The sequence below is a fragment of the Microcoleus sp. B3-D7 genome, assembly GCF_036705305.1.
Classification (GTDB): Bacteria; Cyanobacteriota; Cyanobacteriia; order Cyanobacteriales; family Microcoleaceae; genus Microcoleus.
Window position 1 is genome coordinate 14523 of the sequence record NZ_JAUBUE010000063.1, and the last position, 14847, is coordinate 29369.

The following is a 14847-nucleotide window of genomic DNA, read 5'->3' on the forward strand; positions in this document are numbered from 1 at the left end:
CAGCCGTCGAACCCCACTCCTCCAGAAAAGTGCCACATCTAGCAATTCCCTAGCGCCAAGCATGGCATAATTGACAGCACTGCAAAAAGCAGATAGACAGATGCCAACACTGAAAATCAGACATTCAGGGAACAAAATTTATAGGTGAGGATACTGTGAAAGTTTTAGTTGTGGGAAACGGAGGTCGCGAACACGCGATCGCAAAAAAACTGCTAGAATCTACGCGGATTAAACAAGTATTCTGCGTACCGGGCAACGGCGGCACAGCTACCACCCAAGGCTGTCAAAATCTGTCGCTCAACATCGACGACTTCCAAGGCATCGAACGCTTTGTGATGGTCAACAACATCGGATTAGTCATCGTCGGCCCCGAATTGCCCCTATCGCTAGGCATCGCCGACTATTTCCAACAGCGAAAAATGATGATTTTCGGTCCCACCAAAGCCGGCGCCCAAATTGAATCCAGCAAATCCTGGGCTAAAGAATTGATGCTCGAAGCAGGCATCCCCACACCCAAAGCTGCCGTATTTACAGACGCAGAAGCAGCAAAAGCATACGTTCTAGAACAAGGAACCCCAATAGTCATCAAAGCAGACGGACTCGCATCAGGCAAAGGAGTCACCGTTGCCACCACCGTCAAAATGGCTCACAGCGCCATCAACACCATTTTCCGAGGCGAATTCGGCACCGACAACATCCGAGTCGTCGTCGAAGAATTCTTAACAGGTCAAGAAGTCTCGATTCTCGCCCTCACCGACGGCATCACAGTGGAACCGTTGCTGCCGGCCCAAGACCACAAAGCTATCGGCGAAGGCGACAAGGGAGCCAACACCGGCGGTATGGGAGCCTACGCCCCAGCGCCCATCGTCACCCCGGAACTCATGGAAAGGATTCAGGAAGAAATTCTCGAACCCACCCTCGCAGCACTGCAAAAACGCAAAATCGACTACCGGGGTGTACTCTACGCAGGTTTAATGATTACCCCCGACGGAGAACCCAAAGTCTTAGAATTCAACTGCCGTTTCGGAGATCCCGAAACTCAAGCGGTTTTGTCGTTGCTGGAAACTCCTTTAGAAGATTTGGTGCTGGCCTGCTGTCAGCAGCGTCTCGGTGAATATTCTATTCGCTGGAAGTCGGGGGCCTCTGTTTGCGTAGTTTTGGCTTCTGGGGGCTATCCTGGAAGTTATCAAAAAGGCAAAGTTATTACAGGTATCGAGGAAGCTGAAGCCAAAGGGGCAGAAGTGTTTCACGCCGGCACTCAGTTGAAGCAGCAGCAGTTGGTGAGCGACGGCGGCCGGGTTTTGGGTGTCACCGCGACGGGAGAAACTTTGGAACAAGCTATCTCAAAAGCTTATGCAGCAGTTGATTGTATCCAATTTGAAGGGGTCTACTGCCGCCGGGACATCGGTCGCCGAGCTCTGGGCGATAAAAATTAGGAATTGTGACATCAGCCGCCATCCGAAAGCCAAGCAATCTCAATGTAGAAATGTAACAATGAAGTTTGGTATCTCTGCGGTGGCGGTAGCGGACAAGTCGCAGCAGAAAATTCGATCGGGAGCCAACTGAATTGATCTTGCTTTTAATATTGAACTGGTGAAATGCTGGCCATACTAAACAAAATCGGAGAAATTATTGCCCGCTGGTGGTCGGATTTTACCCTCCAGACCCGCCTGATGGCCGCTGCTACCCTCGTAGTGTCGTTAATTATGAGTGGCCTGACCTTCTGGGCCGTGAATACTATCCAGCAAGACGCCCGACTTAACGATACTCGTTACGGCCGAGACCTGGGCCTGCTGTTGGCAGCAAATGTGGCGCCGCTGATTGCCAAAAACGATCGCTCCGAAGTCGCCCGCTTTTCCCGCCAATTTTACAGCAGCACGTCCAGCGTCCGCTATATGCTTTACGCAGACGAAGCGGGAGATATTTTCCTGGGGATACCCTTTTCGGAATCCGAGGTGGAGACTTCCCTGACACTGCGCCGCCAGATCAAACTTCCCGATAATTTTCTCGCGGATATTGAGGCGAGAAATTTAACTTCTTTGCCTTTGGTACGGCAGCATTTGACGCCAGATGGAGAAGTTACCGATGTATTTGTGCCGTTAATTCATGAAGACAAATATTTGGGAGTTTTGGCGATCGGCATTAACCCAAATCCGGCAGCAGTTATCTCTTCAAATCTGACTAGGGATGTCACTTTAGCAGTATTTGTCACAATTTGGGTGATGGTAATTTTGGGAGCTGTATTTAATGCCCTGACAATTACTCAGCCGATCAAACAATTAGTCTTCGGGGTCAAAAACATTGCCAGCGGGAATTTTAAGCAGCGAGTTGACCTGCCTTTAGGGGGAGAATTGGGCGAGTTGATCGGCAGTTTTAATGAAATGGCCCAGAAACTCGAAAGTTATGAAGAACAAAATATTGAAGAGCTGACAGCGGAAAAAGCTAAGTTAGAAACTTTGGTTTCAACGATTGCTGATGGCGCGCTTTTATTAGACGCAAATTTGCAAGTGATTTTAGTTAATCCGACGGGGATGCGGATTTTTGGATGGGAAGGTAAAAAGGCGATCGGAGTAAATGTTCTGAACATTTTGCCTTCGGAAGTGCAGCAGGAGTTGGGGAGACCGTTGCAGGAAATAGCTGCGGGCGATCGCGAAGGCGGCGAATTTCGCATCTCGATGAGCGAACCTGTTAACCGTACAATTCGGATTGTTTTAACTACAGTCATTCTGCACAAAGCGCCCGGTGCCGAACCGCTGTGCAAAAGCTGCATCCGCCATGAGGAAGATACCTGTACCGAGCCACAACGCCCGCTAGCTGTAGAGTGTACTTTCTACGAGCAAACCTCCAAGCATCAAGGTTCTGGAAATTACCGAGAAAGTCTCAAAGGCATTGCAATGACAGTGCAGGACATTACTCGCGAAGTAGAACTCAATGAGGCTAAAAGCAATTTTATCAGCAATGTTTCTCACGAATTGAGAACACCTTTATTTAATATCAAATCTTTTATCGAGACTCTCCACGAGTACGGAGAAGACCTTCTAGAAAGTGAGCGCAGGGAATTCCTAGAAATTGCCAATCGAGAAACCGATCGACTAACTCGTTTAGTTAACGACGTATTAGACTTGTCGCGACTGGAATCCTGCCGAGTTTATCACTTGGAAGCTGTTGACCTCCCGCAAGCTGTGGAACAAACCCTGCGGACTTATCAGTTAAATGCTAAGGATAAAGGCATTGAATTAGAGCAAGAAGTTGACCCATATTTGCCGCCTGCTTTAGGTCATTACGATTTGCTGCTGCAAGTATTTGCAAATTTAGTAGGAAATGCCTTAAAATTTACTCAGTCCGGCGGCAAGGTAGCCATTCGAGCGTATTTGCTAGAGTCGGAGCCGCCCACCCACAAAGACGGTCAATCTGTCAACCAAAACTTGTCACCGGATGCCAAACATTTTCCGGTAGTGCGGATCGAAATTTCTGATACTGGAATTGGCATAGATCCCGAAGACCAACAAGCTATCTTCGAGCGCTTTTTCCGGGTAGAAAACCGAGTACACACTTTAGAAGGAACTGGATTAGGTCTTTCTATTGTCAGAAACATTATTGACAAGCACCACACTAAAATTAATTTAGTTAGCGAAGTTAATGTCGGTACGACTTTCTGGTTCGACTTGGCAGTTTATCAGCCGAAACAAACAGTAGAGATGGAAAATTCTTGGTCAGTGGCAGCAACGGTGGAGAGTGAAACAATTCCGAGTCATATTAACTGATCTCACTTAATTAAAGGTAAAATGCGATCGGTGTTAAAGCCCCGACTTTTTAAAGAAGTCGGGGCTATGCCTATTCTGTTTAAAGATTCTCCTAATACGCCTGACCAAATACTGACCTCATCAGTGTGGATTCTCCTTAGCTGTCCTATCTAAGCTCAATTTTACCGATAAAACTACATACCAAGACCAATAAGTACCAACCCCCAATAGTCCCGACTCTGTCAAATTGGTCATTAGAATAAATGTTAATAAATACAAAGGCAAACCGGACTCTGGAAAACTTCCTTTAACTAGGTACTTTATACCTCTAAATATATTATTAAAAAATGACCCAATAAACAACAATAGTCCGGCCCAACCCAGTTCGCAAAGTATATCAATAAAACCATTGTGAGAGTGGGGTGGCACAAAACCAGTTTTAGCTACTACAATTCCGTAAGCGGGATTTTCCGATCTACGCCACCACTGCCAAAATCCTTTTATTCCATAACCAAATATGGGATTATTTTGATTAATTCGCTCAATAATTAAAGGCCAAAACTCGGTTCTACCTGTTAAAGTCATATCTTTTTTCAAACCATCCACAATAATAGCCTCTAAATTATTTAATACCAAAATACTTATACCTACACTACCGACCAAAAATAAGATAAAGCAGAGAAAAGCCCATTTTACAGGTAATTTTTTTAATAGGGCTAAATAACTCCACAAACTGATTAATACCACTGTCAAAATCCGACTAGCACCACTACAACCTTTTTGCAATCCTACTAAAGCTATTAAAATTATAAATAATGATAAATATCGATACTTGCGATCCTTAAAAGCATATAAAATCCATAAAGAAGCTGTATTAGCCATTTGAAAAGAAAAAGGGTTTTTATGACCTAAAACTCCTGTCCAACAACCGTCCGGCGCTGCATTGGTTTTCACAAGTAACCACAAAGCTAATAAACCAGTTAGCCATCTCAATAATCCATAAATTTCTAACCAACTATACACTTTACCTACATAAATAGAAACCAGTGTTATTCCCCAAATAGCACCAATAGCCCTAAATGTAATTTCAGGGGTTTGTGACCACAAGCCAGATAAAGTCATAATTAACAAAAACAAACCTAAAAAAATGTCTCCTGCTATCCACTTAATGCACATAGAAACAGTTTTTTGGGTAGTTTTAGTTAAACGGGGAAATAGCATTAATATCATACCCCCATAAATGGCAATTTGAGCAATCATCGTTGGGGGTGTAGTTTCTACGTTGTAGAAAACGTTAGGATGGAGTTTGGTAAAGGGCATGGCTATGATACCAGATCCACCAGTTATGGTAAAAAAAAGTATCCCCACAAAAATCTTTTCTAATGTGGCACCCAATTTGGGATGGCGTGCAGCTAAAATATAAATAGTCACAAAGACGATAAGCGTTAAACACAATAGCATCAACGCAAACATCGGCACCCTTAAAATATCTTTCATGGCTTTACCTCTATCATAAATTTGTTACTACCTATGAAATGGCTTACTCTACGTGCTTTACAACTGCCACTGCTGGCGCTGGTAGTCACTCTCTCCTACCCTCAAACCAACCTCGCTCAGTCGCCAGCCCCCGCAATAAGTATTAATACTGACTACTATCTAGGTGGTGGAGACAATATTAGAATTGATATCTATGATCTGCCCCAGCTTAGTGGGGAGTATCAAATTCCCGCTGGGGGAGCTATTCAAATCCCCATTATTGGTAGTATTTCCCTTCAAGGATTAACTTTAGAACAGGCAGCCCAAGTTATCACTAGAGCTTATGGTCAGGTTGTGAAAAAACCTTTAGTTACAATCAGCTTACAAGCTGCCCGCCCGCTTAATATTTGGTTATCGGGTGAAATAAGTCGTCCTGGCTCCTACTTATTGCCCCTAGCTAATGGAGGTGGAACTAGACCATCTATTCAGTTTCCCACGCTTCCTCAAGCTTTAGAAAAAGCTGGGGGTATTCGAGCTAGCGCTGATATTCGACGAGTAATTGTGCGGCGTCGGCTCACGGCTAACAAAGAAATAACTATAACTTATAATCTGTGGGATTATTTACAAACTGGTCAGACCAGCCAAGATATCACGTTGCGAGATGGAGATCAAATCTTGGTTCCTCCTCAAGAAACAATTAATTTAGCAGAAACAAATCAACTTAGTGAATCTAATTTTTCTATCCCCGCAGAGCAACCCCGTACTGTCTCAGTATTCGGAGAGGTGAAGCGTCCCGGTAGATATGTAGCGATTGGTGGTGATACCCAAAATGGTCAAAGAAGCAACGGACAGCCGACAATTATTCGTGCTCTACAACTAGCTGGTGGAATCACATCAATCGCTGATATTCGCCAAATCCAACTCCAACGTTATACTAGAAGTGGGAAACAACAAGTTAGAACTATTAACCTCTGGCAATATTTGCAAGAACAAGATACCTCTCAAGATACTATTCTACAAGAAGGGGATATCATCTTTGTGCCGACAGCGACCGCGATCGACCCCGGAGAAGTTTCGGTTCTAGCTACTGCTAGCTTTGCTCCAGGGACTGTGCAAGTGAGTGTTATCGGAGAAGTCAATACTCCGGGTGGACTTAAATTACCTCCTAATACTACCTTAAATCAAGCAATTATGAGTGCGGGGGGTTTCAGACCAAATCGCGCTAACTCTAGATATGTGGAACTGATCAGGCTGAATCCTAATGGCACTATATCCCGCTCGGAAGTATCAATTAATTTGAATCAAGGAATTGACGCTCAAAGCAACCCACTGATTCAAGATAATGACATAATTATAGTGGCACGTTCGAGGACTGCTATCTTTGTAGACAACATTAACACTGTTCTCTCACCAGTTAGTAATATTATTGGTGGAATTCTCGTTCCCACCCGACTGATAGAGCTACTCAGACTATTCGGAAATTAGGAATTAAATAACATACATTTTTGCTATGGATAAAAAACTGTTGTCTTCCCTGAAGAATGACCTTAATGGTCAATATTTATCTGTTCCCTCCGCTAATTACCTAGCTAGTACCCCAGCAGAGGATGACCAAGTTCTTGATATGAATTGGGTACTAGCTGTCGTCAAACGTCGCCTTCTGGTGATGGGCATAGTAGCGGCCAGCATAGCTACTTTAAGCGGTAGTTTCGTACTCAGGGCTGCCAAAAACTCTATTAGTGAGTATGAAGGAAAATTTACAGTTTTAGCCGAACCCATTACGGCTGAGGATCGGCTATCAAAGCTCTTTGTTCAAGCTCAAAATAACAGTTTAGGCATCACCGACTTGAACAAAATTAAATCATCAGCAGAAGAAGGTTCTTCGGTGGATTATCAAAGTTTATCGCGGGTTTTAAAAAGCCCAGAAGTGTTACTACCATTAGTTAATAAATTGCAAAAAAAATATCCAAAGTTTGACTATAAAAGTCTCAGTAGTCGCTTGGTCATCCAACGTGTTACTTTCTTGCGAGATGGGAAGCAGGGTGGTACTAAACTCCTAGATATTAGCTATCGCGATCGAGACCCCAAGCGCATCCAATATGTCCTGGATGAAACTGCCAAATATTACCTAGAATATATGGATAAAGAGCGTTTAAAAGTTAACAAACAAAGTATTGACTTTATCGCTCGACAAATGCCACCACTCCAGCAGAAAGTTGATAAATTGCAACAAGAATTACAAATGTTAAGAGTTCAGTATAACTTTAATCAACCAGAAGTACGCAGCCGGAGCCTATCAGATCAGCTAGATAATTTAACTAATCGTCGCCTAGAAGTGCAAGTACAACTAGCAGAAAGTAGGCACCAATATGAAAGCTACAATAAAAGAGCTTTAACAGGCGATTATCGTTGGATTGTTGATATTAGCCCCAAGTCTTATGAAAATTTAATTAGCAAAGTAAATGAAATAGAGTCGCAATTAGCTTTAAGCTCTACTCAATTTTATGAAAATAGTCTTCCCATTCAATCTTTGCGGGAAAAGCAGCAAAGTTTGCACGATTTAATGAAAAAAGAAGCTGAGTCTGTCATTTTTCAGATGAAAACACAACTCGAACAGTTGGAAGCTCGCGAGCGATTGATAACTAATAGCCAAAATTTACTGCAAGCAAAAATCACTCAAATGCCTCAAGCTCAACTTCGCTATGATGACATACAATTAAAACTAGAATTAGCTAAAGAGAATCTCAAACTGTTCATCGAAAAACAAAAAACTTTGCAACTAGATGCTGGTCAAATAGATGGCTCTTGGCAAATTATATCTAAACCACAATTAGTCACAAACGAAAAAGGTGATCTCTACCCAGTAACAGAAAAACCAACCCGTCGCCACCTAGCGATCGCGCTCGTTATTAGCACTTTACTAGGCATTGCTATAGGTTTCTTAGTAGAAGTTTTAAATACTGTTTTCCATACTCCCGAAGAAATTAAATCAGCAACTAAGCGCCCTCTTTTGGGAGTCATTCCGATCGCCAAAGCGATGAAAATTAAATCTCGTAGAGGTGAAAGGGCTCCCGCTCAATTCAGTAGCGTAAGTTCAAATACTAACAGTGCAAGCTTAAAACGAATAATAGTTTCCAATTACAAAGATTTTCCTGTGGTCGAGGCATTTCACTACTTATACACCAATATTCAATTATTAAATGCGGAACACCCAATAACTTCTTTAACCATCACTTCTACCATTAAAGGTGAGGGTAAGTCAACTGTAGCACTTTATTTAGCTAAAACTGCTTCTGCTGTTGGTAAACGGGTATTATTAGTGGATGCTAATATGCGTGTGCCTCAACTGCACACATACCTTGGCTTATCAAATATGAAAGGTTTAAGTAATGTTTTAAGTTCTGATTTAAGCTTAAATGAGGCTATTCAGCGATTACCAGATGATGACAATCTTTTTGTCCTTACAGCAGGTACTATTCCCCCCGATCCAATTAAATTACTTTCTTCGAGAAAGATGCACTATTTAATGGAACAATTCCTAGCCTTATTTGATTTAGTCATTTACGATACGCCGCCTTTGATTGGTTTAGCAGACGGCCATTTACTAGCTTCTCAAACGGATGGTACAGTGCTGATAGTGAAAATAGAAAAAACCGATCGCGGTCTGGTAAACAAAGCTTTAGATCAACTAAATGTAGCCGATTTTAAAGTATTGGGAGTAGTAGCTAATGGGGTTAAATAACTAATGCTAAAATGAAGTTAGATAGCCAAAGGAAGAAGTAAGACTATTTATTTTTTGTTGGCGATAGGTATTAAATTCCTGGATAGGGGTTTGCAGTTAGCCTATAGTGGGGTTATTTTTGGAAACTGGTAGAAGAAGCCGATGTAAAATGCAAAATAAGTAAATCAACCTAATTAAACCTAAAACCATCGCACTCTTACCACCCCGACTTCTTTAAGAAGTCGAGGTGGCAATTAGATCAAGACTTAAGAAAGAGTCTTTCTAGCACGTTCCGATCGCTCTTCTGCGGTATCCATAACATCCGCCATTTTATCCACCATTTCCCCTGGATAATTTTCCAGTACCCGAGTAGAAAGAGAAATCCGGCCACGACCTTGATCGAGGTCAAGCACGATCGCTTTTAGGGGTTGACCGGGAGTAAAGACCTTTCCAAGGTTATCAATATATTTTTGGCTAACTTGCTTGATGTGCAGCAAACCGCTAACTCCTTCCAAGTCTACAAACACACCAAAAGGCTTGATGCTGCTGACTTTTCCTTCCACCAACTGACCGATTTGCAACTGATTGAAGGCATTTGATTGAGTGGCCATCCGCTGGGAAAGTACGAGTTTTTCTCGTTCGCGATCGACCTCCAAAAAATTAACGCTCAAAGATTGACCGATCAGCGATTCTAGGTTATCGCGTTCCACTAAGTGCGATCGAGGAATAAAACCGCGCATTCCCTGAACATCTACAGTCACGCCGCCCTTATTCGCCCCAGAAACCCGCACCTGAAGAACTTTACCTGTTTCCTGCAATTCAATTAAATCTTCCCAAGCTTGCTGAATTTGTAACTGCCGCAGGGACAAGGTAACTTGGCCATCTGCATCTTGTTCGCGGATAATCAAAAAGTCCCGTTCCTCGTCCAGCGGAACCACTTCCGACAAATCAGTTACTGTTCTCAAAGCAGCCTCTTCGATCGGCAAAAAAGCCGAAGACTTGCCGCCGATATCAACATACGCGCCGTTTGAGTCGTACTCGAACACTTTGCCGCGCACTACTTGTCCCTTCTGGAACTCGTAATTGTGCTGTTCGAGGGCTTTAGCAAAATCATCCATTGAAAAGGATGCTTTTGCGCTTTGAGAACCTGTAGATTTGGAATTCATGTCAGTTTAGTTGTCAGTTGTCAGTAATTTAGTTGGCAGTCGTCAGTAGAAAAAATTTTCCCACTCTCCCCATCTCCCTATCTCCCCATCTCCCACTCTCTAAGCTGGTTGAAGTTGCTGATGAAATAGCTGCTTCACCTGCACCCACGAGTCGGCTGCTGCCGTAGCGTCGTAACTGCCGCGGTGGTCGCAGAAGAAGCCGTGATCGGCATTGTAGCGGAAAATTTGGTGAGAAATACTGTGTTTTTGCAATTCTGCGGCGATTTGGTCAACTTGTTCTAAGGGAATGCTGGGGTCTTGAGTGCCAAAAAAGGCGTAGAGAGTGCCTTTAATGTCTGCTGTGCGGGCGATCGTCGGGGTTCCGCCTCCGGGGGTTTGGGTGGCGATACCGGCGCCGTAGAACGACGCTGTAGCCTTGATTTCGGGCAAAGTAGCGGCGAGGTAGGCGACGTGTCCTCCAAAGCAGAAACCAATGCAGCCAAAACCTTGTTGTTTGACAGAGGGTAGAGTTTTGAGGTAATCGATGGTGGCTTGGATATCGCCCAGAAGTTCGGAAGCTGTGGTTTTTTCTTTGTATTCTCTGCCGATTTGGATTGCTTCGGGTGTGTAGCCGGTTTCAAAGCCGGGGGCTTGACGCTGGTAAATGGCTGGGGCGATCGCCACATATCCTTCTTTTGCTATTCTTTCAGTAACTTCGCGGATGTGCGAGTTGACGCCAAAGATTTCTTGAATTACGATAACTGCCGGAAATTGTCCTGGGGAGGCTGGCTGGGCTAGGTATGCAGCTATTTGCAAATCCCCGTTAGGAACTGTGATGTTTTTGGTGCTAATTTCGGCTTTTGTCATAGAGAGTTTTAAGGTAAATGCCACTCTACTGATTTTAAGTTAATTTGGGGATTTTTTAGGCAATTCGCTAATAATCTTTTTCGGAACCGCGAAGCGCAAATCCCGCAAATATTGCAGGTGAAAATTCGCTATTTATTGAAAGTTTAGGTTTTTCTGAATAAGTCGGTGTCGCTCGCTCCTAGCAATTAATTGGGATAAAATCTCGGTTAAATATAAATTTTGGTCGGTGATTGGCTCAAATATAGATTTTGATAAGCCTATGGTTGATAACATTTTAGCTGGCTAGTTCGTGAGATTTTTAAGATAAGTGTCTAACTAGATTAGCTGTTAAATATGAGCTATTTTTTTTTACTATATCGGAGTAGTTTTTAAATCCCTTTGCTTTTTGGTGGGCGGAATCGTTGTGTTTTTTTTACTAATTTTAAGTAGTCTTTTAGGGCTATATTGCGGTAGGTTGTTGGTTTTTCCTTGAGCTTCCCTTTATGGGCAGTGGATGTAGTACAGTGTGTTTGAGTGTGCTGAATTGAGTGAGACTGAGTATGGTAAGTTACGATCGCCACGCCGAACAAAGTCATCGAACCAGTTGAGGAGATTGATGGAGGCTAGGACTCAAGTCTAAGTTACGATCGCCACGCCGAACAAAGTCATCGAACCAGTTGAGGAGATTGATGGAGGCTAGGACTCAAGTCTAAGTTACGATCGCCATGCCGAACAAAGTCATCTAACCCAAGGAAGAGTGTATTTTGTTTTTTCCGCTGTGCGCTTGCTGTCAGACTAAGATCGAAGGTATTGGTGGCGTAGAGCCCGTTGAGCGCACAATATTTTTTGCTGAGTTTGCGTCAAGGGGTAGGTGTTAAAATCCGAGTATCAAATTTTTCGGCTCAAACTCATGTGCAGCAAAAGTTTGATGCCCCTCGTGTGAAAAAAAGATTGACGGAAAGTCTGAAAGCTTTACAGGATAAGGTTTTGGAGTGAGTATGGAAACTCGGGTATTGACAAGCCGAAGGCTGGAATGGTACTTTTCTTTTAGATCGACGCAACTGCACCTTGAAAACCAAATACACCCTGGCTTCTGGAACGGGCAGCCGGAAAAAACCTAAAACCCTATCAGGGATTGAAACAAACACTGCAAACCAAAATCGCTGAAACCCAAAGCGCCGGAAAAAACCTAAAACCCTATCAGGGATTGAAACTAATAAAATTTAGATTCATCCGAAAATCTACCAGGCCGGAAAAAACCTAAAACCCTATCAGGGATTGAAACCCACTCGCAGAAGTAGTTAGGCGATCGTTCCCAGCCGGAAAAAACCTAAAACCCTATCAGGGATTGAAACAAATCAGTATCCGCCCAAGAAGATTTGTCGAACAACAGCCGGAAAAAACCTAAAACCCTATCAGGGATTGAAACTTCGTGTGCGGTTAACGTGCCCAACTTGACAAGCTCGCCGGAAAAAACCTAAAACCCTATCAGGGATTGAAACAATCTTAAGGTAGTGATGAATCCGCTGTGTTCGGCCGGAAAAAACCTAAAACCCTATCAGGGATTGAAACCAATACTTGGTGCATCATGCAGTTTGCGAGTAGCAAGCCGGAAAAAACCTAAAACCCTATCAGGGATTGAAACATCTGCAACCGCTGATAAAATTCTTTTTCCTCACGCCGGAAAAAACCTAAAACCCTATCAGGGATTGAAACAAAGGCACAAAACCCAGGAATGCAGCTTAAAATCAAAGCCGGAAAAAACCTAAAACCCTATCAGGGATTGAAACCTTTAGTTTTATATGCTACAAACATGGATCTAACGCCGGAAAAAACCTAAAACCCTATCAGGGATTGAAACATGGCTGGGGGTTTGAGCTGTCCTGCTCCCGTTCCGCCGGAAAAAACCTAAAACCCTATCAGGGATTGAAACATTTAATAGCTTTAATCAAGCTAAAAACGTCTGGGGCCGGAAAAAACCTAAAACCCTATCAGGGATTGAAACATGGCATACCGACGATCGGACTGACTGGGGTAGAAAATGCCGGAAAAAACCTAAAACCCTATCAGGGATTGAAACGACTCAAACTTAGGGCAAAAACTTTCTGAGGAGTTGGGCCGGAAAAAACCTAAAACCCTATCAGGGATTGAAACGCGGCCGGGGGGGCGTGCCATAAACCAGCTCCCGCCGGAAAAAACCTAAAACCCTATCAGGGATTGAAACAGGGTAAAGGCTATGTTTGCAACTGTCCAACAAAAGCCGGAAAAAACCTAAAACCCTATCAGGGATTGAAACCGTTAGAATTAGTAAATTCTAGTGGAAGTCAATCAACTGCTGCGCCGGAAAAAACCTAAAACCCTATCAGGGATTGAAACGACGATAATTTCATGACAGCTTTTACGAAGGAAAGCGCCGGAAAAAACCTAAAACCCTATCAGGGATTGAAACGCCTCGCAACACTCAAGCAAAAAGCAGCAAATTTGCCGGAAAAAACCTAAAACCCTATCAGGGATTGAAACTATCTGCCTTGGCTTGGCGGGCGATCGCCGTTCGCCGGAAAAAACCTAAAACCCTATCAGGGATTGAAACGAATCGATGCTCGCTGCTACCAATACTTTTGTAGAAACCAAGCCGGAAAAAACCTAAAACCCTATCAGGGATTGAAACCAATTAGTAATAAATTCAACACCATGACTGACATGCCGGAAAAAACCTAAAACCCTATCAGGGATTGAAACGCGAGGCGCGATCGGTCAACATTAAACCTATGAAGCCGGAAAAAACCTAAAACCCTATCAGGGATTGAAACAATCTAGACGACATTGAGGTCACAGACCATGTACAGCCGCCGGAAAAAACCTAAAATCCTATCAGGGATTGAAACAACGCATTGCATGGCTTTCGTACCCTGCAAGTCAAGCCGGAAAAAACCTAAAACCCTATCAGGGATTGAAACTGCTTAAAAGCTTGCTCAATTTTGTTTTCTAATTCTGCCGGAAAAAACCTAAAACCCTATCAGGGATTGAAACTCGCTCAAGAGTGAGCAAATATCTACTTAGAATATAGCCGGAAAAAACCTAAAACCCTATCAGGGATTGAAACCTTCACAGAGGCAGCAGCCGCAAACTCGCGTGACACAGCCGGAAAAAACCTAAAACCCTATCAGGGATTGAAACTGGTATCGCGAGGAAGAGAAAGAGTACCAGCAAAAGCTGGGCCGGAAAAAACCTAAAACCCTATCAGGGATTGAAACCTGTAATGCTCTGTCGATGCGCTTTTCACATTTCTTGCCGGAAAAAACCTAAAACCCTATCAGGGATTGAAACGAGTTCTTTCACCCAGAAGCGGCGATCGTAAATGCCGGAAAAAACCTAAAACCCTATCAGGGATTGAAACTTAACAGGCCTTTTAGGTTCAGCCTTTGTTGCAGTGCCGGAAAAAACCTAAAACCCTATCAGGGATTGAAACACCCTCCATTACTTTACTTCCTCTAACATTTCTACAGCCGGAAAAAACCTAAAACCCTATCAGGGATTGAAACTTAATTGCAACGGGGGAGCTTTCCCCCTTCTTCCCCGGAAAAAACCTAAAACCCTATCAGGGATTGAAACATAGACACAACGATTCATAATGTTTTCGCCATTGTAGCCGGAAAAAACCTAAAACCCTATCAGGGATTGAAACACGCAAATGGCAAACGCTGCGGTAGGCGCAGGAAATGCCGGAAAAAACCTAAAACCCTATCAGGGATTGAAACTCAAAAATACTTACAATCGCTCTGGTAATCGCAGCCGGAAAAAACCTAAAACCCTATCAGGGATTGAAACATTAGTAGCTAATAGCAGTTTCATAAAATAGTGCTACAGTTAATAGATGCACTATTTGTAAATGAACACTGAAATATAAGGAGGAAAA

Annotated in this window: 7 protein-coding genes and 1 CRISPR repeat array; of the genes, 4 read left to right on the forward strand and 3 right to left on the reverse strand. The window is 43.3% G+C overall.

The features are described from left to right. Positions 1-155 precede the first annotated feature (155 nt). Positions 156-1436 (forward strand): phosphoribosylamine--glycine ligase, encoded by a 1281-nt coding sequence (purD, locus tag QUB25_RS26945; RefSeq protein WP_333037198.1) that lies wholly within the window; start codon positions 156-158, stop codon positions 1434-1436. Positions 1437-1598: 162 nt separating this feature from the next. Next, positions 1599-3764: an ATP-binding protein gene (locus QUB25_RS26950; protein WP_333188121.1), complete on the forward strand. Its 2166-nt coding sequence runs from the start codon at positions 1599-1601 to the stop codon at positions 3762-3764. A 120-nt stretch (positions 3765-3884) separates the two neighbouring features. On the opposite strand, the gene QUB25_RS26955 is transcribed toward QUB25_RS26950, so the two are convergent. Next, positions 3885-5240 (reverse strand): O-antigen ligase family protein, encoded by a 1356-nt coding sequence (locus QUB25_RS26955; RefSeq protein ID WP_333188124.1) that lies wholly within the window; start codon positions 5238-5240, stop codon positions 3885-3887. A gap of 33 nt (positions 5241-5273) precedes the next feature. Here QUB25_RS26955 and QUB25_RS26960 point away from each other — a divergent pair, with 33 nt between their 5' ends. Then, entirely contained in the window at positions 5274-6704 is a 1431-nt protein-coding gene (locus tag QUB25_RS26960) for an SLBB domain-containing protein (RefSeq protein ID WP_333037201.1), read from the forward strand. 25 nt (positions 6705-6729) lie between these two features. Next, on the forward strand, positions 6730-8961 hold the full coding sequence (locus tag QUB25_RS26965; RefSeq protein ID WP_333188127.1) for a polysaccharide biosynthesis tyrosine autokinase: 2232 nt from the start codon (positions 6730-6732) through the stop codon (positions 8959-8961). 245 nt (positions 8962-9206) lie between these two features. On the opposite strand, the gene QUB25_RS26970 is transcribed toward QUB25_RS26965, so the two are convergent. Beyond that, positions 9207-10106 carry a S1 RNA-binding domain-containing protein gene (locus tag QUB25_RS26970; RefSeq protein WP_333037203.1) on the reverse strand — a complete coding sequence of 300 codons (900 nt, stop codon included), beginning with the start codon at positions 10104-10106 and terminating at the stop codon, positions 9207-9209. 99 nt (positions 10107-10205) lie between these two features. Further along, the gene (locus QUB25_RS26975; protein ID WP_333188131.1) at positions 10206-10952 is read right to left on the reverse strand and encodes a dienelactone hydrolase family protein; all 747 of its coding nucleotides are present in this window, start codon (positions 10950-10952) and stop codon (positions 10206-10208) included. 1084 nt (positions 10953-12036) lie between these two features. Further along, positions 12037-14759: a CRISPR direct-repeat array (repeat unit 37 nt; unit sequence GCCGGAAAAAACCTAAAACCCTATCAGGGATTGAAAC). Positions 14760-14847 lie beyond the last annotated feature (88 nt).